The sequence below is a fragment of the Streptomyces sp. NPDC102283 genome (assembly GCF_044766265.1).
GTDB lineage: Bacteria > Actinomycetota > Actinomycetes > Streptomycetales > Streptomycetaceae > Streptomyces.
The window spans coordinates 309,915-331,897 of record NZ_JBIWLQ010000005.1; the positions used below are offsets into that span (position 1 = coordinate 309,915).

21 protein-coding genes and 1 tRNA gene are annotated in these 21,983 nt (G+C 70.8%); 9 read left to right on the forward strand and 13 right to left on the reverse strand.

The features are described 5' to 3' along the window. Window positions 1–70: 70 nt before the first annotated feature. The gene (locus ACIRJT_RS12845) at window positions 71–1,939 is read left to right on the forward strand and encodes a PQQ-binding-like beta-propeller repeat protein (protein WP_403907973.1); all 1,869 of its coding nucleotides are present in this window, start codon (window positions 71–73) and stop codon (window positions 1,937–1,939) included. 271 nt (window positions 1,940–2,210) lie between these two features. Further along, on the forward strand, window positions 2,211–2,921 hold the full coding sequence (locus tag ACIRJT_RS12850; protein ID WP_403907975.1) for a response regulator transcription factor: 711 nt from the start codon (window positions 2,211–2,213) through the stop codon (window positions 2,919–2,921). 42 nt (window positions 2,922–2,963) lie between these two features. Here the strand turns inward: ACIRJT_RS12850 and ACIRJT_RS12855 are convergent, their stop codons facing one another. Together ACIRJT_RS12855 and ACIRJT_RS12860 are read right to left on the reverse strand one after the other, a co-directional pair. Further along, window positions 2,964–3,284 (reverse strand): hypothetical protein, encoded by a 321-nt coding sequence (locus tag ACIRJT_RS12855; RefSeq protein WP_403907977.1) that lies wholly within the window; start codon window positions 3,282–3,284, stop codon window positions 2,964–2,966. 15 nt (window positions 3,285–3,299) lie between these two features. Next, window positions 3,300–4,970, reverse strand: coding sequence for a sodium:solute symporter family protein (locus tag ACIRJT_RS12860; RefSeq protein ID WP_403907979.1), 1,671 nt, complete (start codon window positions 4,968–4,970; stop codon window positions 3,300–3,302). Window positions 4,971–5,215: 245 nt separating this feature from the next. Here ACIRJT_RS12860 and galT point away from each other — a divergent pair, with 245 nt between their 5' ends. The 3 genes from galT to galK are packed head-to-tail and all read left to right on the forward strand — an operon-like array spanning window position 5,216 to window position 8,432. Continuing rightward, window positions 5,216–6,259, forward strand: a complete 1,044-nt coding sequence (gene galT / locus ACIRJT_RS12865; RefSeq protein ID WP_403907981.1) for a galactose-1-phosphate uridylyltransferase — start codon at window positions 5,216–5,218, stop codon at window positions 6,257–6,259. Further along, entirely contained in the window at window positions 6,256–7,254 is a 999-nt protein-coding gene (gene galE / locus ACIRJT_RS12870) for a UDP-glucose 4-epimerase GalE (protein WP_403907983.1), read from the forward strand. The genes galT and galE overlap by 4 nt, the downstream gene beginning before the upstream one ends. Then, a complete protein-coding gene (gene galK / locus ACIRJT_RS12875; protein ID WP_403907985.1) occupies window positions 7,251–8,432 on the forward strand; it encodes a galactokinase in 1,182 nt (393 codons plus the stop codon). Before galE ends, galK begins: the two co-directional genes overlap by 4 nt. 18 nt (window positions 8,433–8,450) lie before the next feature. Here the strand turns inward: galK and ACIRJT_RS12880 are convergent, their stop codons facing one another. After that, window positions 8,451–8,891 (reverse strand): GNAT family N-acetyltransferase, encoded by a 441-nt coding sequence (locus tag ACIRJT_RS12880; protein ID WP_403907987.1) that lies wholly within the window; start codon window positions 8,889–8,891, stop codon window positions 8,451–8,453. 246 nt (window positions 8,892–9,137) lie between these two features. Here ACIRJT_RS12880 and ACIRJT_RS12885 point away from each other — a divergent pair, with 246 nt between their 5' ends. After that, window positions 9,138–9,926, forward strand: a complete 789-nt coding sequence (locus ACIRJT_RS12885; protein ID WP_403907989.1) for a LuxR C-terminal-related transcriptional regulator — start codon at window positions 9,138–9,140, stop codon at window positions 9,924–9,926. Here the strand turns inward: ACIRJT_RS12885 and ACIRJT_RS12890 are convergent. Continuing rightward, a complete protein-coding gene (locus tag ACIRJT_RS12890; protein WP_403907991.1) occupies window positions 9,882–10,379 on the reverse strand; it encodes a MarR family winged helix-turn-helix transcriptional regulator in 498 nt (165 codons plus the stop codon). The genes ACIRJT_RS12885 and ACIRJT_RS12890 overlap by 45 nt on opposite strands. Before the next feature lie 89 nt (window positions 10,380–10,468). Between ACIRJT_RS12890 and ACIRJT_RS12895 the strand changes: the two genes are divergently transcribed. Next, a complete protein-coding gene (locus ACIRJT_RS12895; protein WP_403907993.1) occupies window positions 10,469–11,281 on the forward strand; it encodes a trans-aconitate 2-methyltransferase in 813 nt (270 codons plus the stop codon). Beyond that, entirely contained in the window at window positions 11,278–11,655 is a 378-nt protein-coding gene (locus ACIRJT_RS12900) for a glyoxalase (protein ID WP_403907995.1), read from the forward strand. Before ACIRJT_RS12895 ends, ACIRJT_RS12900 begins: the two co-directional genes overlap by 4 nt. A 10-nt stretch (window positions 11,656–11,665) precedes the next feature. Here ACIRJT_RS12900 and ACIRJT_RS12905 read toward each other — a convergent pair whose 3' ends face one another. From ACIRJT_RS12905 to ACIRJT_RS12915, 3 genes are all read right to left on the reverse strand, one after another. Continuing rightward, window positions 11,666–12,283 carry a Uma2 family endonuclease gene (locus ACIRJT_RS12905; protein WP_403907997.1) on the reverse strand — a complete coding sequence of 206 codons (618 nt, stop codon included), beginning with the start codon at window positions 12,281–12,283 and terminating at the stop codon, window positions 11,666–11,668. 90 nt (window positions 12,284–12,373) lie between these two features. Beyond that, window positions 12,374–13,060: a TetR/AcrR family transcriptional regulator gene (locus ACIRJT_RS12910; RefSeq protein ID WP_097869750.1), complete on the reverse strand. Its 687-nt coding sequence runs from the start codon at window positions 13,058–13,060 to the stop codon at window positions 12,374–12,376. After that, window positions 13,057–14,034, reverse strand: coding sequence for an acyl-CoA desaturase (locus tag ACIRJT_RS12915; protein WP_403907999.1), 978 nt, complete (start codon window positions 14,032–14,034; stop codon window positions 13,057–13,059). Before ACIRJT_RS12915 ends, ACIRJT_RS12910 begins: the two co-directional genes overlap by 4 nt. Before the next feature lie 397 nt (window positions 14,035–14,431). On the opposite strand from ACIRJT_RS12915, the gene ppc reads away from it, so the two are divergent. Further along, a complete protein-coding gene (gene ppc, locus ACIRJT_RS12920) occupies window positions 14,432–17,161 on the forward strand; it encodes a phosphoenolpyruvate carboxylase (protein WP_403908001.1) in 2,730 nt (909 codons plus the stop codon). Between the two features lie 30 nt (window positions 17,162–17,191). Here ppc and ACIRJT_RS12925 read toward each other — a convergent pair whose 3' ends face one another. From ACIRJT_RS12925 to ACIRJT_RS12950, 6 genes are all read right to left on the reverse strand, one after another. Next, window positions 17,192–17,662, reverse strand: a complete 471-nt coding sequence (locus ACIRJT_RS12925) for a hypothetical protein (RefSeq protein ID WP_403908003.1) — start codon at window positions 17,660–17,662, stop codon at window positions 17,192–17,194. Window positions 17,663–17,737: 75 nt separating this feature from the next. Continuing rightward, window positions 17,738–18,331, reverse strand: a complete 594-nt coding sequence (gene pth / locus ACIRJT_RS12930) for an aminoacyl-tRNA hydrolase (protein ID WP_403908005.1) — start codon at window positions 18,329–18,331, stop codon at window positions 17,738–17,740. Between the two features lie 129 nt (window positions 18,332–18,460). Beyond that, the gene (locus tag ACIRJT_RS12935) at window positions 18,461–19,048 is read right to left on the reverse strand and encodes a 50S ribosomal protein L25/general stress protein Ctc (protein ID WP_403908007.1); all 588 of its coding nucleotides are present in this window, start codon (window positions 19,046–19,048) and stop codon (window positions 18,461–18,463) included. 207 nt (window positions 19,049–19,255) lie between these two features. Continuing rightward, window positions 19,256–20,233: a ribose-phosphate diphosphokinase gene (locus ACIRJT_RS12940; protein WP_015609053.1), complete on the reverse strand. Its 978-nt coding sequence runs from the start codon at window positions 20,231–20,233 to the stop codon at window positions 19,256–19,258. Window positions 20,234–20,352: 119 nt separating this feature from the next. Then, window positions 20,353–21,798: a bifunctional UDP-N-acetylglucosamine diphosphorylase/glucosamine-1-phosphate N-acetyltransferase GlmU gene (glmU, locus tag ACIRJT_RS12945; RefSeq protein ID WP_403908009.1), complete on the reverse strand. Its 1,446-nt coding sequence runs from the start codon at window positions 21,796–21,798 to the stop codon at window positions 20,353–20,355. 108 nt (window positions 21,799–21,906) lie between these two features. Further along, window positions 21,907–21,977: transfer RNA gene (locus ACIRJT_RS12950), tRNA-Gln, on the reverse strand. Window positions 21,978–21,983 lie beyond the last annotated feature (6 nt).

Here is a 21,983-nt window from a genome sequence, read left to right on the forward strand (position 1 = left end):
TCCGACCGCGGTCGGCCCGTCCCGGCCCCACGCGCCCCCACACCCACTCGTCTCCCGAGGTACGCACGCCATGACCCAGCCGCCCCAGCCACCGCAGCAGCCGCCCAACGAGCCGCCGAACACGCCCCCGGCCCCGCCCTCCGGTGGCTTCGGCGCGCCGCAGGACCCGCCGCCGGGAGGGTTCGGCCAACCGACCCCGCCGCCCGCGGACCCCTTCGGCAAGCAGCCGGAGCAGCCGCCGCGGCAGCCCGCCGCCCCACAGGACGCGCCCCCCGGGGGCTACGGCAGCCCGCCCCCGGCGGCCGGCGGCTACCCCACCCCGCCCGCGCCGCAGCCCAACGGCTACGGCTACCCCCAGGCCCCGCAGCAGGGTTACGGCTACCCGCAGGGGCCCGCAGGGCAGCCCGGGATGCCCCAGCAGGGCTACGGCTACCCGACCCAGCCGATGCAGCCGCAGTACGGGGCCCCGCAGCCGGCCGGAAACGGCGGGAAGAAGTTCTCCACCCAGATGCAGATCATCGTCGCCGCGGCCGTCGCCGTGGTGCTGATCATCGGCGGCGGGATCATCTACGCCTCCACCGGCGACGAGGGCGGCACGAACGAGGCCTCCTCGTCCGGCGGCTCCGGCGGCGAGGCCAAGGGCGGCGAGGGCGGCCTGGCGGGCGGCGAGGAGAAGGCGCCCGCCAACACCAAGTCCAAGGTCGCCTTCCAGTTCCCGGAGCCGGTGGTCACCGACATCACCACGGTCGCGGGCTCCTGGGTCACCGACAAGGCGTACGTCAAGTCCGGCATCGCCGAGGTCACCGGCTACGACCGCGACAAGGGCACCAAGCTCTGGTCCTTCCCGCTGGCCGGCGAGATCTGCACCGTGTCCCGCCACATGAGCAAGGACTACAAGGCGGCCATCGTCTTCCAGGAGACGAAGCCGACCAAGGAGAACAAGTACCCGTCGTGCAACCAGGTCGGCGTGATCGACCTGAGCGCCGGCAAGCTCCTGTGGAGCAAGAGCGTCACCTCCGCCACCGGCGGTGACAGGCCGATCCGCTTCGACGAGGTCACACTCAGCGGGACCACCGTCGCCGCGGGCGGAACCTCGGGCGGCGCGGCCTTCAAGCTGGCCGACGGCGCCGAGCTCTGGAAGCCGAAGGTCGGCGCGGACGGCTGCTACGACCGCGGCTACGCGGGAGGCGAAGCCCTCGCCGTGGTCCGCAGGTGCGGCACGTCCGACAGCCCGCAGCTCACCGTGCAGGCGCTGAACCCGACGACCGGCGCGCCGCTGTCCTCGTTCCAGATGCCCGCGGGCGTCGAATACGCGAGCATCGTCTCCACCAAGCCGCTGGTGGTCGCGGCCGACGTCGGCGACACCGCCGGCGACGGCAGCAGCATCTCCGACTTCTTCTCGATCGACGCGGCGACCGGCAAGCTGATCGTCCGCATTCCCGCCGACGCGGACAAGTACGCGGCGGAGTGCGGCTCCACCGATGTCGAGCAGTGCGAGCACATGGCCGTCGGCAACAACCGGCTCTACCTGCCGACCGAGAGGCACGACGGAACCAGCGAGTACGGCGACACGAACGAGATCGTCGCCTTCGACCTGGCCACCGGAAAGCTCCTCGGCGGCCGGGCGGACGCGGGCGACCGCCACACCCTGACGCCGCTCCGGATGGACGGCACCAGCATCATCGCCTACAAGGAGGGCCCGTACGACAAGGGCGGCCAGGTCGTCTCCATCGACGGCGAGACCCTCAAGCAGACCCTGCTGATGGAGAACCCGAGCGACGAGACCGTCCGGGAGGCGGAGAAGCGGTTCTCCATCGACTCGGGCGAATTCCACTACACCGACGGCCGGTTCTACATGGCGAGCAGCTCGGTCCACAAGCCCAGCACCGTCAACCCCGACGAGAAGCGCTACCTCGTCGTCGCCTACCGCACCGACTGATCACCGCGCTCCTTCGGGGAGCGTCCCGCAGTGCCAGGCCCCGCCGGTCGATCCCCTCACCGGCGGGGCCGATCGTTTGCCGGCCGTGAAGTGATCGGGACATGCCGGTCAACGGGTCATGAACGCAGGTCGACGAGGGCCGGACGGCACAGAGTTCGGCACTCCGGGGGGCTTCTCCCACGTATGGGCCGCGCGGCGTCGGACAAGCGTGTAACTTGCCGGGGCAGGCGTCCGGGGGGCCGGGCGTACAGGGGCTTGGGGGGTGAGGACCGTGGGCGTGCGGCTCATGGTGGTCGATGATCACCGGCTGCTCGCCGAGGCACTCGCCTCGGCGCTGAAACTGCGCGGGCACCGGGTGCTCGGCGCGGCGGCGCCGACGTCCGGGGCGGCGGAACTGGTGGTCGGCAGGGCCCCGGAGGTCTGCCTGTTCGGTACGGCATCGCCCGCCGCCCCCGGTGTCTTCGACCCGATCGTGCGCATCGGCCAGGAGCGCCCGCAGGTGGCGGTGGTGGTCCTCGGGCCGGTGCCCAGTCCGCGCGGGATCGCCGCGGCGTTCGCCGCCGGGGCCGCGGGGTACGTCCGGCACGACGAGCGCATCGAGGGCGTCGAGCGGGCCATGCTCAAGGCGCGGGCGGGGGAGAGCGCCATCGCCCCGCAGCTGCTGCGCGGGGCCTTCGCCGAACTGCTCAACCCGACGGCCCAGCCCGACGACGAGGGGCGGCGGCTGCTGCGGATGCTCACCCCGCGCGAGGCGGAGGTGCTGGTGCGGGTCGCCGAGGGCGAGGGCACCCGGCTGATCGCGGCGGGCATGGACATCGCCCCGAGCACCGCCCGCACCCACGTCCAGCGGGTCCTGATGAAGCTCGGGGTCGGCTCCCGCCTGGAGGCGGCCGCCCTCGCGGCCCGTACGGGACTGCTGGAGAGGGCCGCGGACCACCGCGACACGCGGCAGGGGCCGTACATCCCCGGACAGCGCGGGTGACGTAGGGCCCCTGCGGGCGCGGCGGACGAGCGGCGGGGCGGGTCAGCCGGCGTCGGGCCCGGGGTCCGGGGCCGGGTCCGCTTCCGCTTCCGGGGCCTCGGCCGGGCGCAGCTTCATCCAGACGAGGAAGAAGAGGCCGAGTGCCAGCATCGCGAGGCCGGTCCACAGATTGATGTGGACGCCCTCGGCCTTCTTCAGGTCGGCGTCGGACGGGCTGATGCCGGCGATGGTGACGATCACCCCGTAGACCACGAACAGGCCGCCGATGATCCGCCGGATGTCGAAGAGACGGGCCGCGGTCGCGGACTTGCGCTCCAGTTCGGAGACTTCCTTGTGCAGGTCGGACTTGTGCAGGTCGGACATGGTGAGTCCCTCCGATCAGAGCGAGTAGGGGATGTAGCAGGCGGCGGCGAGGACGACCGCGCCCCAGCCGAGCAGCGCGGGCTTGCGGTACCAGGCGCTGTCGGCCTCGTCGAGTGCCTCGTCGGGGTCCGGCGATTCGGTCCCGTACACCAGACCGGCCAGCTCCGCTTCGGGCTTCGGCGCGGTGAAGAGGGTGACGACGACCATGACGACGGCTCCGGCGACGAAGCCGACGATCGCGGAGACGAAGTTGGCGCCCTGGTCGGACGGGATGTCGATGATCCCGCCCTTGTAGATCCAGAAGTAGTTGATCATCGCGGCCCCGGTGCCCGCGACCAGGCCCCAGACGCCGGACTTCATCGAGGCCCGCTTCCAGAACATGCCGATGATGAAGACGACGAACATCGGGACGTTGAAGAACGAGAACAGCGTCTGGAGGTAGCTCATGATGTTCGAGAAGCTGGCGGCGATGAACGCCGTGCCGATCGAGGCCAGCACACCGATCGCCGTGATCAGCCGCCCGAAGCGCAGGTAGTAGGCGTCGGGCTTGTCCTTCACCACGTACCGCTGCCAGATGTCGGTGGTGAACACCGTGTTGAACGAGGACACGTTGGCCGCCATGCCCGCCATGAACGCGGCGAGCAGACCGGTGACCGCGATGCCGAGCACACCGTTGGGCAGCAGTTCCTGCATCAGCAGGGGTATCGCGTCGTTGTAGGTGAGGTCGGAGTCCGGGGTGCCGATCTTGGGCACGATGACCGCGGCGACCAGGCCCGGGATCATCACCGCGAAGACGATGAAGATCTTCGGGAACGCGGCGATCAGCGGGGTGCGCTTGGCGGCGGAGAGGTTCTTCGCGGACAGGGCGCGCTGCACCTCGGCGAAGTTCGTCGTCCAGTAGCCGAAGGACAGCACGAAGCCGAGACCGAGGATGATCGTCAGCCAGTTGGCGCCCAGCGGGTTGGCGTCACCGATGCCGGTGCCGCCCCAGGCGGTCATGAAGTCCCCGCCGTGCTGCTTCGTCAGCGAGTCGCTCATGGCGTCCCAGCCGCCGACCCGCTTCAGGCCGAGGACGGTGAGGGGGATCAGCGCGGCGAGGATGACGAAGAACTGGAGCACCTCGTTGTAGATCGCCGAGGAGAGCCCGCCGATCGTGATGTAGACCAGCACGAACAGGCCCGCGACGACGATCGCGACCCACTGCGGCCAGCCGAGGAGCGCCTCCACGACGATCGACAGGGCGTAGAGGTTGACGCCCGCGATGAGGATCGCCGCGAACGCGAAGAGCACGGAGCTGAGCAGGTGCGCGGACCTGTCGAACCGCTGGAGCAGGAACTCCGGCACCGAGCGCACCTTGGAGCGGTAGTAGAACGGCATCATCACCAGGCCGAGGAAGACCATGGCGGGGATGGCGCCGATCCAGTACCAGTGCACCACCGCGACGCCGTACTGCGCGCCGGTGGCCGCCATGCCGAGGATCTCGGTGGCGCCCAGGTTCGCCGCGACGAAGGCGAGCCCGGTCACCCAGGCGGGCAGGGACCGTCCGGAGAGGAAGAAGTCGAGGCTCGTCCTCACACTGGCGCGGGCCGCGAAGCCGATGCCGAGTACGACGACGAAGTAGATCGCCAGGATGGCGTAGTCGAGCCCGTTCGTGGGGAGCCGGAGCCCTTCGGCAAGTGTGTGCATGGGGGTACTCGCTTCGTTGCGCGAACTGAACCCGTCGGAACTTACGCCTCTGTGTTCGAGAAATGAACACTCTCGTTGGGGTTCTTTGTTCGATCGTGATCGAGTGTGGGTGAATGTCCAGGTATGCGGCCGGTATGCGGCCCGCATTCCTGTTGACCCCGTCGGCCCCGCAGGCATTGACTGAGGTGTTTGCTTGTGATTTGTTATGTGCGATTATGTTGGGAGGATTTGGGTGGAGGACCCTGGTGAAGAAGACGGTTACGACCCTGGCCGACGGCCGTGAGCTGATCTACTACGACTCCGCCGACGACACCGTCCGCGACGCCGTCGACCATCGCCCGCTGGATCCCGTCTCGACCTCGTCCGAGATCCGCCGCGACCCGCTGCTCGGCGACGCGGTCGCCATCGCCTCGCACCGCCAGACGCGCACCTACCACCCCCCGGCCGACGCCTGCCCGCTCTGCCCCACGCGGGAGGGGCGGCGGAGCGAGATCCCCGACGACCACTACGACGTCGCCGTCTTCGAGAACCGCTTCCCCTCCCTCGCCGGCGACTCCGGCCGCTGCGAGGTCGTCTGCTTCACCTCCGACCACGACGCGTCCTTCGCCGACCTCACCGAGGAACAGGCCGCCCTCGTCCTCGCCGCCTGGACCGACCGCACCGCCGAGCTCGCCGCACTCGACCAGGTCACCCAGGTCTTCTGCTTCGAGAACCGCGGCGCCGAGATCGGCGTCACCCTCGGCCACCCGCACGGCCAGATCTACGGCTACCCCTTCGTCACCCCGCGCACCGAACTGATGCTCCGCTCCGCCGCCCGCCACCGCGAGGAGACCGGCGGAAACCTCTTCGACGACGTGGTCGCCCGCGAGGAGAAGGACGGCTCGCGCGTCGTCCTCTCCACCGACCACTGGACCGCCTTCGTCCCGTACGCGGCGCACTGGCCCTACGAGGTCCACCTGTACCCCCGCCGCCGCGTCCCCGATCTGCGGGAGCTGGACGAGCAGGCGCGGACAGAGTTCCCACAGGTCTATCTGGAACTCTTGAGGCGCTTCGACCGGATCTTCGGACCCGGCGAGCCGCCGACCCCGTACATCTCCGCCTGGCACCAGGCGCCGTTCGGCGTCCCCGGACGGGAGGACTTCGCGCTGCACCTGGAGCTTTTCACCATTCGCCGGACCTCCGGCAAGCTGAAGTTCCTCGCGGGGTCCGAGTCCGGCATGAGCGTGTTCATCAACGACGTGCCGCCGGAGGCCGCGGCCGAGCGACTGCGAGAGGTAGCGAGCAAGTGAGCGATTCCCCGAACGTCGGCAAGCTCCCGAAGAAGTACCTGGTCACCGGCGGCGCCGGCTACGTCGGGAGCGTCGTCGCCCAGCATCTGCTGGAGGCCGGGCACACGGTGACCGTCCTGGACGACCTCTCCACCGGCTTCCGCGCGGGCGTCCCGGCCGGAGCGACGTTCGTCGAGGGCCGCATCCAGGACGCGGCCCGCCACCTGGACCCCTCCTACGACGGCGTCCTGCACTTCGCCGCCTTCTCCCAGGTCGGCGAATCCGTCGTCGACCCGGAGAAGTACTGGGTCAACAACGTCGGCGGCACCACCGCCCTGCTCGCCGCGATGCGCGAGCACGGCGTGCGCACCCTCGTCTTCTCCTCCACCGCCGCCACCTACGGCGAACCGGTCTCCAGCCCCATCACCGAGACCGACCCCACCGCCCCCACCAGCCCCTACGGCGCGTCCAAACTCGCCGTCGACCACATGATCAGCGGCGAGGCCACCGCCCACGGCCTGGCCGCCGTGTCGCTGCGCTACTTCAACGTGGCCGGGGCCTACGGCAGTTGCGGCGAACGCCACGCCCCCGAGTCCCACCTCATCCCGCTGGTCCTCCAAGTGGCGCTGGGACAGCGCGAGTCGATCTCCGTGTACGGCGAGGACTATCCCACCCCCGACGGCACCTGCGTCCGCGACTACATCCACGTCGCCGACCTCGCCGACGCCCACCTGCTGGCCCTTCAGGCCGCCGTCCCCGGCGAGCACCTCATCTGCAACCTCGGCAACGGCAACGGCTTCTCGGTCCGCGAGGTCATCGAGACCGTCCGCAAGGTCACCGGCCACCCCGTACCCGAGACCGCCGCCCCCCGCCGCGGCGGCGACCCGGCCGTCCTCGTCGCCTCCGCCGCCACCGCCGTCGAGCGCCTCGGCTGGCAGCCCTCCCGCGCCGACCTGGCCGGAATCATCGCCGACGCCTGGCAGTTCGCCCGCCGAGAGGACACGACCACCCCATGACCGAGATCAACCAGGCGTACGGGACCGACCCCGCCGCCACCTTCGCCGAGCTGTACGGGGGCGAGCCCGACGGCATCTGGGCGGCACCCGGACGGGTGAATCTCATCGGCGAGTACACCGATTTCAACGACGGCTTCGTCATGCCGCTCGCCCTCCCGCACACCGCCGTCGCCGCCGTCTCCCGCCGCGACGACGGTGTCCTGCGCCTGTACTCCTCCGACGTCCCCGGCGGCGTCGTCTCGCTGCGCGTCGACGAACTCGCCCCGCACTCCGGCCACGGCTGGGCCGCCTACCCCGCCGGGGTGGTCTGGGCGCTGCGCGAGGCCGGGCACCCGGTCACCGGAGCGAACGTCGCCCTGACCTCCACCGTGCCCACGGGCGCCGGACTCTCCTCCTCCGCCGCCCTGGAGGTCGTCACCGCGCTGGCTCTGAACGACCTCTTCCACCTCGGCCTCACCGGACCCGAACTCGCCGTCGTCGGTCGCCGCGCCGAGAACGACTTCGTCGGCGTGCCCTGCGGGATCATGGACCAGATGGCCTCGGCCTGCTGCGTCGAGGGCCACGCCCTCCACCTGGACACCCGCGACCTCTCCCTGCGCCAGGTCCCCTTCGACCTGGCCGCCCAGGGCCTGACGCTGCTGGTCGTCGACACCCGGGTCAAGCACGCGCTCGGCGACGGCGCGTACGCGGAGCGCCGGGCCGGCTGCGAGGAGGGCGCCCGGCTGCTCGGCATACCGATGCTGCGCGACCTGTCGTACGAGGGCCTGGCCACGGCCCTCACCAGCCTCGCCGACGCCGGGGCGGACGAGTCCGTCGTCCGCTACGTGTGCCATGTCGTCGGCGACAACCGCCGGGTCGAGCAGGTCATCGCGCTGCTCGACGCGGGCGACGTCCGCGCAGCGGGCCCCGTCCTCACCGAGGGGCACCGCTCGCTCCGCGACGATCTGCGGGTCTCCTGCCCCGAACTGGACCTGGCCGTCGAGGCGGCGAACGAGGCCGGGGCGCTCGGTGCGCGGATGACCGGCGGCGGTTTCGGCGGCTCGGCGGTCGTCCTGGTGGAGGCGGCGGCGGCCGGCACCGTGGCCAAGGCCGTCAGCGAGGCGTTCGCGGCGGCCGGACACACGGCCCCGGGGATCTTCGACGCCATCCCGTCCGCCGGGGCGCGCCGACTGCGGTGAGCTGCCGGGGCACGGCGCTCACAAGTCCTTGACCAGGATGAACTCGGTGACGCCCGGCGGGTAGTCCGCGACCCGGCCGATCTCCTCGTACCCCTGCGTGCGGTAGAAGCCGGGGGCCTGGAAGTCCCAGGTCTCCAGCCGGGACCGGGTGCAGGCGCGCTCGGTTCGGGCGGTCCTTTCGGCCTCGGCGAGCAGACGCGCGCCGAGGCCGGAGCCCCGGTGCGGGGCGTCGACCCAGAGCAGATCGACATGCAGCCAGTACGCCCAGGTCCGCCCGGTCAGCCCGCCCGCCAGGTCTCCCTGCTCGTCCAAGGCCCAGACCTCCAGCGGCACTTCGTGCTCGGCGGGGGTGGAGAGCAACGCACGCAGGCCGGCCGCGGCCGCGATGTTGTCCTCGTGCAGGCGCCCGCTCAGCAGAATGCGACGTTCTTTGTCTACTTCTGTCTCAAGACGGAACATGAAGCACACCCTAAACACCCTGGGCAACCAGTTCGGCGAATCGCCTTCCCCTCGTGGCCCCCGCCCGTACGCTGATGCTCAGCACCGGTGGGGGCCGGTGCCGATTCAGGGGAGCGAGAGAGCCGGGTACGGCGCCCGGGGGCGAGTGGCAGGCGGTGCGAAGGCGGCGGCCGGAGCACAAGCGGGCCGCTCCGAGCCCTCCGGGCGCCGTACCCGCAGCTGTCCGCCCCCACCGATGGGGGTTCTGTGGCGCGTATCCGGGTTCTGGTGGTCGACGACCACCGCATCTTCGCCGAGTCGCTCGCGGCGGCCCTCGCGGCCGAGCCGGACGTGGACGTGTCCGCGGCGGGCAGCGGTCCGGCCGCGCTGCGGGCCCTGGAGCGCGCGGCCGCCGAGGGGCGCGGTTACGACGTCCTGCTGGTGGACGCCGAGTTGGGCGCCGCCCTGGCGACCGGCACCGGGTATGCCGTCCCGGGGCCCCGGCAGGAGGAGACGGGCGTCGTCGACGGCATCTCCCTGGTCGCCGGGGTCAGTTCGGGCCGGCCCGCCGTCCGGTCGGTGGTGCTCGCCGAGAAGGACGACCCGCGAGTCGCCGCACGGGCACTCCAGGCCGGGGCCTCCGGCTGGGTGGCCAAGGACTGCTCGCTGCAACGGCTGCTGGCGGTGATCCGGGGCGTGCTGCGCGACGAGACGCATCTGCCGCCCGCGCTGCTCACCGGCGTACTGCGGGAGCTGACCGCCGCCCGCAAGCACCGCACCGAGAGCGAGCGGCTGGTGGATTCGCTGACGCCCCGGGAGCGCGAGGTGCTGCGCTGCATGGTGGCGGGTCTCGGCCGCAAGGCGGTCGCCGAGCGGCTGTTCCTGTCCCCGCACACGGTGCGCACCCATATGCAGAACGTGCTGGGCAAGCTCGGGGTGCACTCGACGCTGGCGGCGGTGGCGCTGGCCCGCCGGGCGGGGGTCGGCCCCGCCGATCCGACGACGGGCCCGCTAGGTCGGGATGTTGTCGAACGGGGCGGTCAACTGGCGCAGTAGCCCGGCCAGTTCGCCACGCTGGTGGCGGGAGAGCTCGCCGAGGATGGCGCGTTCCTGGTCGAGCAGTCCGGCCAGCGACTGGTCGGCCCGGTCGCGTCCCTCGGTCGTGAGCCGGACGAGGACGCCGCGCCGGTCGCTCGGGTCGGGCAGCCGCTCGACGAGGTTCTTCTTGGTCAGGCGGTCGATGCGGTTGGTCATCGTGCCCGAGGTGACCAGGGTCTGGGTGAGCAGCTGCCCGGGGGAGAGCTGGTACGGGGCGCCGGCCCGGCGCAGCGACGTCAGCACGTCGAACTCCCACGGCTCCAGATGGTGCTCGGAGAAGGCGATGCGGCGGGCCCGGTCGAGGTGGCGGGCCAGGCGGGAGACGCGGCTGAGCACCTCGAGTGGTTCCACGTCGAGGTCGGGGCGCTCTCGGCGCCATGCAGCGACCAGTCGGTCGACCTCGTCCTCCATGTCGATCAGTGTAGAGGGTCCCTCGATGTGAAGTCTCTTGAATTCAAGTGTCTTGACATCAAGAGATTATCGGCGTGATCCTGTTCCCCATGACCGCATCCGACCAGCCCTCCTGGGACCCGCAGCAGTACCTGCGCCACGCGGACCACCGCACCCGCCCCTTCCACGACCTCCTGGCCCGCATCGGCGACCTCCCCGGCCGCCCCGCACCCCGCATCGCCGACCTCGGCTGCGGCGCGGGCAACGTCACCGCCCTCCTCGCGGACCGCTGGCCGACCGCCCGGATCACCGGCTACGACACCTCGCGCGAGATGCTCGCCGAAGCCGCCGCCCACGCCCGGCCGCCCCTGCTCGACTTCGCCGAGGCCGACGCCGCGACCTGGACGCCCACCGAGACGTACGGCCTGATCGTCTCCACCTCCGCGCTCCAGTGGATCCCCGGCCACGCCGAACACTTCCCCCGCTGGCTCGACGCCCTCGCCCCCGGCGGCACCCTCGCCTTCCAGGTCCCCGGCAACTTCACCGCACCCAGCCACACCCTCCTGGCCGCCCTCCGCGAATCCGACCGCTGGCGGCCCCTGCTCCACGGCGTCGGCGACCGCACCGCCTCGGCCCTGGACCCCACCGACTACCTCACCCGCCTCCGCGACCTGGGCTGCACGGCGGACGTCTGGGAGACCACCTACCTCCAGACCCTCCACGGCGACGACGCGGTCCTCGACTGGGTCAAGGGCACCGCACTGCGCCCCGTCCTCACCGCCCTGGCCGACGACCCGGCGGCCCGCGACGCGTTCCTCACCGCATACCGCGACCTGCTCCGCGAGGCCTACCCGCCCGGCCGGTACGGCACGGTCTTCCCGTTCCGCCGCATCTTCGCCGTCGCCCGCAAGGAGAAGCCATGACCGCTCCGGTGGGCCTCGCCGCCGTCGACCACGTACAGCTCGCCGCCCCACCCGGCTCCGAGGACGCCCTGCGCGCCTTCTACACGGGCGCCCTGGACATGACCGAGATCCCGAAACCCCCGGTGCTCGCCGCCCGGGGCGGCTGCTGGTTCGCCTCCGGCCCGGTCCAGCTCCACCTGGGCATCGAGGAGGACTTCCGCCCGGCGAAGAAGGCCCACCCGGGCCTGCGCGTCACGGGGATCGTGGCGTACGCGGCGCGCCTGGAGACCCACGGCGTCGCCGTCGAGTGGGACGGCGCCCTTCCCGGCCACCGCCGCTTCTACGCCCACGACCCGGTCGGCAACCGGCTGGAGTTCCTGGAGCCGGACGCGTAACCCGAGCCCTCTACAGCGCTGCGAGCGCCTCCGCCGAGACGTCGATGTCCACCGGGAACGGCACACCCGTCTTCAACCGGTCGTGATGGATCCCGGTCAGCGCGTACGCCTTCGTCACCGGGTCCAGCTCGTAGACCCGGACGACGGGGTGCTGGTCGGTCCCGGTCATCTCGACCAGCCAGAAGTGCGGGATGCCGGCCGTCGCGTACTTGTGCGGCTTGGCCTCACGGTCGCGGGCCTCGGACTCGGGGGAGACGACCTCCACGGCGAGGAGCACGTCGGCCGCGGCGTACGACGTCTGCTCCATCCCCTTCTTATCAGCCTCGCTGCGAACGACGGAGACATCCGGCTCCGGCCCATTGCGCCGGTCCAGCACCACGGTCATCTCGCGGCGGACCTTCACCTCCGGCGGTGCCGTACTGCGCAGTCCCGTCACCAGCAGATCGATCATCGTGCTGTGAAAGTCTCGCTGCGGACTCACGAAAACCGGACTGCCGTCGATCAGCTCTGTGTGCGGCGGGAGATCGGGCAGCGTGAACAGATCGTCCACGGTGTATCCGTCCTGCGGGGGCACCGGCCAGCGGGAGCTGTGCGCGGTGGTCGGCTCGGCGGTCACGGTTCCTCCCATGGACGAGTCCTCTGCCCTCCCGACCACCCTACGGCGGGAAATCCGCATACGTCATCACCACGGGTGACGACGTGCGCAAGGGTCACGCGGTCAGTTCTTCCGGTGCCCTATCAGCCGGGGCTTCGCCTCCAGGTTCTCCAGCCCGTGCCAGCACAGATTCACCAGATGGGCGGCGACCTCGGCCTTCTTCGGCTTGCGCACGTCCAGCCACCACTGGCCCGTCAGCGCCACCATCCCCACCAGCGCCTGCGCGTACAGCGGGGCCAGCTTCGGATCGAAACCCCGGGCCTTGAACTCCAGGCCCAGGATGTCCTCCACCTGCGTGGCGATGTCACTGATCAGCGACGCGAACGTGCCCGTCGACTGCGCCACCGGCGAATCCCGCACCAGGATCCGGAAACCGTCCGTGTACGACTCGATGTAGTCCAGCAGCGCGAACGCCGCCTGCTCCAGCAGCTCGCGCGGATGGCCCGCCGTGAGCGCCCCCGTCACCATGTCCAGCAACTGGCGCATCTCACGGTCGACCACCACCGCGTACAGGCCCTCCTTGCCGCCGAAGTGCTCGTACACCACCGGCTTGGACACCCCGGCCCGCGCCGCGATCTCCTCCACCGACGTGCCCTCGAAACCCTTGTCGGCGAACAGGGCGCGCCCGATGTCCAGCAGCTGCTCGCGGCGCTCCTTGCCCGTCATCCGGACCCGCCGGGCCCGGCGGGAGGGGGAGGTCCTGCTCTTCTCGCTGCTCGTGCTGCCGTCGGTCGCCACGTCGTCAATCATGACGCGTCGGCCGGAACGGACGTGCGCCGGGATTCGATACGCGCTCCATCCGGCCACCGCACATCCGTGGCCCAGCCCGCCATCTCGAACCAGCGGATCAGCCGGGCACTGGAGTCGACCTGCCCCCTCATCACACCGTGGCGGGCGCTCGTCGGATCCGCGTGGTGCAGGTTGTGCCACGACTCGCCGCACGACAGCACCGCCAGCCACCACACGTTCCCCGACCGGTCACGGGACTTGAAGGGCCGCTTGCCCACCGCGTGACAGATCGAGTTGATCGACCAGGTCACATGGTGCAGCAGCGCCACCCGCACCAGCGAACCCCAGAAGAACGCCGTCGCCGCACCCCACCACGACATCGTCACCAGGCCGCCGACCAGCGGCGGAATCGCCAGGGAGACGATGGTGAAGGAGAGGAAGTGGCGCGAGATGCCCCGGATCGCCGGATCCTTGAGCAGATCGGGGGCGTACTTCTGCTGCGGCGTCTGCTCCTCGTCGAACATCCACGCGATGTGCGCCCACCACAGCCCCTTCATCAGGGCCGGCAGGCTCTCCCCGAACCGCCACGGCGAATGCGGATCGCCCTCCGCGTCCGAGAACCGGTGATGCTTGCGGTGATCGGCCACCCACCGCACCAGCGGCCCCTCCACCGCCAGCGAGCCCATCACGGCCAGCACGATCCGCAGCGGCCGCTTCGCCTTGAACGAACCATGCGTGAAGTACCGGTGGAAGCCGATCGTGATCCCGTGACAGCCGATGAAGTACATCGCCACCATCAGCCCCACGTCCAGCCAGCTCACCCCCCGGCCCCACGCCAACGGCACCGCCACGACCAGGGCCACGAACGGCACCACGATGAACGCCAGCAGCGCGAGCTGCTCGATCGAACGCTTCTTGTCGCCACCCAGCGTGCCGGGGGGCAACGCGGCCCCGGGAGGCTCGGTCTCGTCGATCACATGGGGGGTGCTCGGCATGGGGGGATACCTCTGAGGGTGAGGGAGAAGGCGCGGACGGCCGTGGCTACGGTTGCGTAACCTACGGCTTGGTAAGTATGGCAGTGACGGGCCCCACAACACGAGAAGCCGCTCCAACCCGTCCCACGCGGTAGCCCGCCCGCCCATGGGGTAAGGGGATAGGGGCCCGGGTGTCCCGGGCGACGACCGCGACCCCCGTCGGGGCAGCGGACACGCCGCCTGCGACGACACCTATCCTGGGAGCGTCGGACAGCGCGGTCCGCACCCGCTCGTCGGGGCGTGGCGACAGCACCGCTGCCAGCCGCAGGGCCCCGGAACCCGCCACCCGCCCCACCACCACCCACGTGGGGCGGCGAAGCGAACGCACCTCCTCATTCACTGCAAGGAGCCGCACACTGTGAGCAGTGCCGACCAGACCCCTGCCGCCAGCCCCGCGCTGCGCGCCGACATCCGCCGCCTCGGCGACCTCCTCGGCGAGACCCTCGTACGCCAGGAGGGACAGGAGCTCCTCGACCTCGTCGAGCGGGTCCGCGCCCTGACCCGCACCGACGGCGAAGCCGCCGCCGAACTCCTCGGCGACACGGACCTGGAGACCGCGGCACAGCTCGTGCGCGCCTTCTCCACCTACTTCCACCTCGCCAACGTCACCGAGCAGGTCCACCGCGCCCACGAGATGCGCGACCGCCGCGCGGCCGAGGGCGGCCTGCTGGCCCGCACCGCCGACCGGCTCAAGGACGCCGACCCCGAGCACCTCCGCGAGACGGTCAAGAACCTCAACGTCCGCCCCGTCTTCACCGCGCACCCCACCGAGGCCGCCCGCCGCTCGGTCCTCAACAAGCTCCGCCGCATCGGGGCCCTCCTGGAGACCCCGGTCGTCGAGGCCGACCGCCGCCGCCTGGACCTCCGGCTCGCCGAGAACATCGACCTCATCTGGCAGACCGACGAACTCCGCGTCGTCCGTCCGGAGCCCGCCGACGAGGCCCGCAACGCCATCTACTACCTCGACGAACTCCACGCGGGCGCCGTCGGAGACGTCCTGGAGGACCTCGCCGCCGAGCTGGACCGCGTCGGCGTCGAACTGCCCGCCGGCACCCGCCCCCTCACCTTCGGCACCTGGATCGGCGGCGACCGCGACGGCAACCCCAACGTGACGCCCGCCGTCACCTGGGACGTCCTGATCCTCCAGCACGAGCACGGCATCTCCGACGCCCTGGAGATGATCGACCACCTCCGCGGCCTCCTCTCCAACTCCATCCGCTACGCCGGAGCCACCGAGGAACTCCTCACCTCCCTCCAGGCCGACCTGGAACGCCTCCCCGGCATCAGCCCCCGCTACAAGCGGCTGAACGCCGAGGAGCCCTACCGCCTCAAGGCCACCTGCATCCGGCAGAAGCTCGTCAACACCCGCGAGCGCCTCGCCGAAGGCACCCCCCACCGCCCCGGCTGCGACTACCTCGGCACCGCCGAGCTCCTCGCCGACCTGGAGCTCATCCAGACCTCCCTGCGCGCGCACAAGGGCGGCCTCTTCGCCGACGGCCGGATGGACCGCACCATCCGCACCCTCGGCGCGTTCGGCCTCCAGCTCGCCACCATGGACGTACGCGAACACGCCGACGCCCACCACCACGCCCTCGGCCAGCTCTTCGACCGGCTCGGCGAGGAGTCCTGGCGCTACGCCGACATGCCCCGCGACTACCGGCAGAAGCTCCTCGCCAAGGAACTGCGCTCCCGCCGCCCGCTGGCCCCCACCCCGGCCCCGCTCGACGCGGCCGGCGAGAAGACCCTCGGCGTCTTCCACACCATCAAGCAGGCCTTCGAACGCTTCGGCCCCGAAGTCATCGAGTCCTACATCATCTCGATGTGCCAGGGCGCCGACGACGTCTTCGCCGCCGCCGTCCTCGCCCGCGAGGCCGGACTCCTCGACCTCCACGCCGGCTGGGCCAAGATCGGCATCGTCCCGCTCCTGGAGACCACCGACGAGCTCAAGGCCGCCGACGTCATCCTCGACGAGATGCTCGCCGACCCCTCCTACCGACGCCTCGTCTCCCTGCGCGGCGACGTCCAGGAGGTCATGCTCGGCTACAGCGACTCCTCCAAGTTCGGCGGCATCACCACCTCCCAGTGGGAGATCCACCGCGCCCAGCGACGCCTCCGCGACGTCGCCCACCGCTACGGCGTACGCCTGCGCCTCTTCCACGGCCGCGGCGGCACCGTCGGCCGGGGCGGCGGCCCCTCCCACGACGCCATCCTCGCCCAGCCCTGGGGCACCCTGGAGGGCGAGATCAAGGTGACCGAGCAGGGCGAGGTCATCTCCGACAAGTACCTCATCCCCGCCCTCGCCCGCGAGAACCTGGAACTGACCGTCGCGGCCACCCTCCAGGCCTCCGCCCTGCACACCGCGCCCCGCCAGTCCGACGAAGCCCTCGCCCGCTGGGACGCGGCCATGGACACCGTCTCCGACGCCGCCCACGACGCCTACCGCAAGCTCGTCGAGGACCCCGACCTCCCCGCGTACTTCCTCGCCTCCACCCCGGTGGACCAGCTCGCCGACCTGCACCTGGGCTCACGGCCCTCCCGCCGCCCCGGCTCCGGCGTCTCGCTCGACGGCCTCCGGGCCATCCCGTGGGTCTTCGGCTGGACCCAGTCCCGCCAGATCGTCCCCGGCTGGTTCGGCGTCGGCTCCGGCCTCAAGGCCCTGCGCGAAGCCGGACTCGACACCGTCCTCGACGAGATGCACGAGCACTGGCACTTCTTCCGCAACTTCCTCTCCAACGTGGAGATGACGCTCGCCAAGACCGACCTGCGCATCGCCCGGCACTACGTCGACACACTCGTCCCCGACGAGCTGAAGCACGTCTTCGACGCCATCGAGGCCGAGCACGCGCTGACCGTGCGGGAAGTCCTCAAGGTCACCGGCTCCACCGAACTGCTCGGCACCAGCCCCGTGCTCCAGCAGACCTTCGCCATCCGCGACGCCTACCTGGACCCGATCTCCTACCTCCAGGTCTCCCTGCTCGCCCGCCAGCGCCAGGCGGCGGAGCGCGGCGAGGAAGCCGACCCGCTGCTCGCCCGCGCCCTGCTGCTCACCGTCAACGGCGTAGCGGCAGGCCTGCGCAACACCGGCTGACCGTACGCACGCCGAAAAGGGGCGGTCCTGCTACAGCGCGACGAACGTCGCCACCAGCAGGGCCGCCCCCGCCGTACCGACCCCCCAGGCCGTCCGCGACATCCGCAGCCCGCCGCCGATCACGAACGCGGCCAGCACCATCGCCCCGCCCAGCGGCACCCACGCATGCAGAAGGCCCGGCATCCCCGTGCGGACCACCGCATCGGTGCCGGGCTTCACCACCACGGGGAAACGATCCCCCTCCCGCGCCGCTACGGACCGGTCCACGCTCACCCGCGGGCGCTCCCGCGACGCCGCGTCCGGCTCGTACGCACCCGTGCATGTTTCCTCGCCGCACCCCGTCACCGTCACGGTGCCGTGGTCACGGCCCTTGGCCAGAACGATGTGGTGCGCGGTGTTCCACGACGACCACGCACCCGCGACCAGCAGCACCAGGACGACCAACCCCATGGCCGCCCGACGGCCCGCGAGCGCCGCACGGTGGGAAGAGCTCCGTTTCATGGGGGCCGATCCTTGGCCAGACCCGCACCCCCGGTCAACCTGTGGCCGAAAAACGCCCCACCAGGGAAGGGAATGTCAGGAGTTGTACGCGCTCTGCGCCCGCTCCAGCCCCTCCGCCAGCAGACATTCCACCGCGTCGGCCGACCGGTCCACCAGGAACGCCAGCTCCTTGCGCTCGGTCGACGAGAAGTCCTTCAGCACGAAATCGGCGACCTGCATCCGCCCCGGCGGCCGCCCGATCCCGAACCGCACCCGGTGATAGTCCGGACCCATCGCCTTGGTCATCGACTTCAGCCCGTTGTGCCCGTTGTCGCCGCCGCCCAGCTTCAGCCGCAGCATCCCGTAGTCGACGTCCAGCTCGTCATGGACCGCCACGACATGATCCGTCGGCACCTTGTAGAAGTCCCGCAGCGCCGTCACCGGCCCGCCCGACAGATTCATGTACGACATCGGCTTCACCAGGATCACCCGGCGGCTCGCCGGACCCGGCGGGCCCATCCGCCCCTCCACGACCTGCGCCTGGGCCTTCTGCGCCCGCTTGAACTTCCCGCCGATCCGCGTCGCCAGCAGATCGGCGACCATGAACCCGACGTTGTGGCGGTTCGCGGCGTAGTCGGGACCCGGGTTGCCCAGGCCCACGATGAGCCAGGGTTCGGTGGCGTCGGACATCAGCGCTCGGTCTCCTCGCACGCAGGGGGATGGCAGGGCCAGCAGGGATGGCAGGCGAACGGGGCGGCGGCTCCCGGAAGGGAACCACCACCCCGTCAGTCAAGCAGGTGGAACGGTGAGCGGTACGGCTCAGGCCTCGGCGCCGGTCTCGCCGGCCTCGTCCGCGGACGGCTCCTCGGCCTGCGCGGCGACGACCTGGATCACGATGGCGTCCTCGTCACCGGCGAGCACGGAGCCCTTCGGCAGCTTGATGTCCTTGGCCTGGATCGAGTCACCGGCGTCCAGACCCGCGACGGAGACCGTCACGGACTCGGGGATGTGGGTGGCCTCGGCCTCGACGAGCAGCGTGTTCAGCACGAACTCGAGCAGGTTGGCGCCCGGCGCCAGGTCGCCCTCGGCGTGCACCGCGATCTCGACCTCGACCTTCTCGCCGCGCTTCACGGTCAGCAGGTCGACGTGCTCGATGGTGCTGCGGAGGGGGTGACGCTGCACGGCCTTGGGGATGACCAGCGCGTCCTTGCCGTCGATCTCCAGACCGATCAGGACGTTGGCCGTACGCAGCGCCAGCTGAAGCGCGTGGCCCGGCAGCGTGACGTGGACCGGCTCGGCGCCGTGGCCGTAGACGACCGCGGGAACGCGGTTGGCGCGACGCACGCGGCGGGCGGCGCCCTTGCCGAACTCGGTACGGACCTCGGTGGCGAGCTTGATCTCAGCCATGGTTGCACTCCTCGTCAGGTGGGTGAGCCGTCGGGAGACGGAACACGAACGGTCACCCGGCCCACGACAGGCCTGCTACGAAGAGCGCGTCGATAACGGACCGCCGTACACACAGGTACGGCCTCCCTCGCCGAGCAACTCGCTGAGTCTACCCGGCGGGGAGGCCGCACCCCAAAGTGGATCACCGGAGGGTGATCGTCACTGCTGTCAGCCCTGCTCCTCGAAGAGGCTCGTCACCGAACCGTCCTCGAACACCTCACGCACCGCGCGCGCGATCGTCGGCGCGATCGAGAGCACCGTGATCTTGTCGAGCTCCAGCTCACCCGGGGTCGGCAGCGTGTCCGTGAACACGAACTCGCTCACCTTCGAGTTCTTCAGGCGGTCCGCAGCCGGACCCGACAGCACCCCGTGCGTCGCCGTCACGATGACGTCCTCCGCACCGTGCGCGAACAGCGCGTCCGCGGCGGCGCAGATCGTGCCACCGGTGTCGATCATGTCGTCGACCAGCACACAGACCCGGCCCTCGACGTTGCCCACGACCTCGTGGACCGAGACCTGGTTCGGCACGTCCTTGTCGCGACGCTTGTGCACGATCGCCAGCGGCGCGTCCAGCCGGTCGCACCAGCGGTCGGCGACCCGCACCCGGCCCGCGTCCGGCGACACGATCGTCAGCTTGGAGCGGTCGACCTTCGCGCCCACGTAGTCCGCCAGGATCGGCAGCGCGAACAGGTGGTCCACCGGGCCGTCGAAGAAGCCCTGGATCTGGTCCGTGTGCAGATCGACGGTGAGGATGCGGTCCGCACCCGCCGTCGCCATCAGATCCGCCACCATGCGCGCCGAGATCGGCTCGCGGCCACGGTGCTTCTTGTCCTGGCGGGCATAGCCGTAGAACGGCACGATCACCGTGATGGAGCGGGCGGAAGCGCGCTTCAGCGCGTCCAGCATGATCAACTGCTCCATGATCCACTTGTTGATCGGAGCCGTGTGGCTCTGGATCAGGAAGCAGTCCGCGCCACGTGCCGACTCCTGGAACCGCACGTAGATCTCACCGTTGGCGAAATCGAAGGCCTTCGTCGGCACGAGACCGACTCCCAGCTGATGGGCGACCTCCTCGGCAAGCTCGGGGTGGGCGCGGCCGGAGAAGAGCATCAGTTTCTTCTCGCCGGTCGTCTTGATCCCGGTCACAGCACAGTCTCCTCAGACGTGTATCTGGCGCTGCACGCATAGGTCCCGATGTGCAACGAGCCAGCCGAAATGGGTGAGCATCTATCACGGTACGCCGTCACCGGCGCACCTGTTTCCGGTCAGCTTTGCCCGTCGGTCTCCTGCGACGACGCCTGAGCGGCCTGCGCGGCGGCGCTGCCCGGCCGCTTCCGGGCCACCCAACCCTCGATATTCCGCTGCTGGCCCCGGGCCACGGCCAGTGAACCGGCGGGCACGTCCTTGGTGATGACCGACCCGGCGGCGGTGTAGACCCCGTCCCCGACCGTGACGGGCGCCACAAACATATTGTCCGAACCGGTACGGCAGTGGGAGCCGATCGTCGTGTGGTGCTTGGCGACGCCGTCATAGTTCACGAAGACGCTCGCCGCACCGATGTTGGTGTGATCGCCGATCGTCGCGTCACCGACGTAACTCAGATGCGGGACCTTGGTCCCTTCCCCGATCGTCGCGTTCTTCATCTCCACGTACGTACCGGCCTTGGCCTTGGTCCCCAGCCGGGTGCCCGGCCGCAGGTAGGCGTACGGGCCGACGAGCGCCCCCGCCCCGATCTCGGCCGAGTCCGTCACGGAGTTGTCCACCCGGGCTCCGGCCCCGACGACGGTGCTCCCGATCCGCGAGTTCGGCCCCACCTCGCTGTCCTCCGCGAGGTGCGTGGTCCCCAGCAGCTGGGTCCCCGGGTGCACGACCGCGTCCCGCTCGTACGTCACCGTCGCGTCGATCAGCGTGGACGACGGGTCCACCACGGTCACGCCCGCGAGCATCGCCCGCTCCAGCAGCCGCTCGTTCAGCAGCCGACGCGCCTCGGCCAACTGGAGCCGGTTGTTGATGCCGAGGATCTCGCGGTGGTCGCCCGCCACGGACGCCCCGACCCGGTGCCCGGCCTCGCGCAGGATGGACAGCACGTCGGTGAGGTACTCCTCGCCCTGGCTGTTGTCGGTGCGCACCTTGCCCAGCGCGTCGCCCAACAGCCGCCCGTCGAACGCGAACACCCCGGAGTTGATCTCCCGGATCGCCCGCTGCTCGTCGGTGGCGTCCTTGTGCTCGACGATCTCGGTGACCGCACCGGAGGCGGGGTCGCGCACGATGCGCCCGTAGCCGGTGGAGTCGGGGACCTCGGCGCTCAGGACGGTGACCGCGTTGGCGTCGGCGGCGTGGGTGGCGGCGAGCGCGCCGAGCGTCTCGCCGGACAGCAGGGGGGTGTCGCCGCAGACGACGATCACGGTGCCCTCGACGCTCCCGCCCAACTCCTCGAGGCCCATGCGGACGGCGTGCCCGGTTCCGTTCTGCTCGGCCTGGAACGCGGTGCGCACGGGGGCGTCGGCGTTCAGGTGCGCGGTGACCTGCTCGCCGGCATGCCCGACGACCACGACGAGGTGCTGGGGGGCCAGCTCACGGGCGGCGGCGACGACATGTCCGACGAGCGAGCGCCCGGAGATCTCGTGCAGGACCTTGGGTGTCTTCGACTTCATGCGGGTGCCCTCACCCGCTGCGAGGACGACGACGGCTGCCGGGCTGGTTGCGCTCACGGATGTGCCCTTCGGCTTCGGGTGGTGGTCATCCGCAGGATACCGGGGGTGTTTCCGGTGGAAACGGGGGCGGGCCCCGACCGGGGAGGTCGGGGCCCGCGAGCGCTGCTCCCGGGGAAGGACTCGAACCCTCATGATCAGATCCAAAATCTGACGTCTTGCCCTTAGACGACCCGGGATGGGCG

Bases quoted from the DNA above. Each gene is read 5' to 3' on its own strand.
- ACIRJT_RS12935 (WP_403908007.1), bottom strand. From the start codon at position 19,048: ATGGCTGAGATCAAGCTCGCCACCGAGGTCCGTACCGAGTTCGGCAAG.
- pth (WP_403908005.1), bottom strand. From the start codon at position 18,331: ATGTCCGACGCCACCGAACCCTGGCTCATCGTGGGCCTGGGCAACCCG.
- ACIRJT_RS12890 (WP_403907991.1), bottom strand. From the start codon at position 10,379: ATGGAGGACGAGGTCGACCGACTGGTCGCTGCATGGCGCCGAGAGCGC.
- ACIRJT_RS12910 (WP_097869750.1), bottom strand. From the start codon at position 13,060: ATGATTGACGACGTGGCGACCGACGGCAGCACGAGCAGCGAGAAGAGC.
- ACIRJT_RS12900 (WP_403907995.1), top strand. From the start codon at position 11,278: ATGACCGCTCCGGTGGGCCTCGCCGCCGTCGACCACGTACAGCTCGCC.
- ACIRJT_RS12915 (WP_403907999.1), bottom strand. From the start codon at position 14,034: ATGCCGAGCACCCCCCATGTGATCGACGAGACCGAGCCTCCCGGGGCC.
- ACIRJT_RS12845 (WP_403907973.1), top strand. From the start codon at position 71: ATGACCCAGCCGCCCCAGCCACCGCAGCAGCCGCCCAACGAGCCGCCG.
- galK (WP_403907985.1), top strand. From the start codon at position 7,251: ATGACCGAGATCAACCAGGCGTACGGGACCGACCCCGCCGCCACCTTC.
- ACIRJT_RS12905 (WP_403907997.1), bottom strand. From the start codon at position 12,283: ATGGGAGGAACCGTGACCGCCGAGCCGACCACCGCGCACAGCTCCCGC.
- ACIRJT_RS12855 (WP_403907977.1), bottom strand. From the start codon at position 3,284: ATGTCCGACCTGCACAAGTCCGACCTGCACAAGGAAGTCTCCGAACTG.
- ACIRJT_RS12895 (WP_403907993.1), top strand. From the start codon at position 10,469: ATGACCGCATCCGACCAGCCCTCCTGGGACCCGCAGCAGTACCTGCGC.
- ACIRJT_RS12880 (WP_403907987.1), bottom strand. From the start codon at position 8,891: ATGTTCCGTCTTGAGACAGAAGTAGACAAAGAACGTCGCATTCTGCTG.
- ACIRJT_RS12925 (WP_403908003.1), bottom strand. From the start codon at position 17,662: ATGAAACGGAGCTCTTCCCACCGTGCGGCGCTCGCGGGCCGTCGGGCG.
- ACIRJT_RS12860 (WP_403907979.1), bottom strand. From the start codon at position 4,970: ATGCACACACTTGCCGAAGGGCTCCGGCTCCCCACGAACGGGCTCGAC.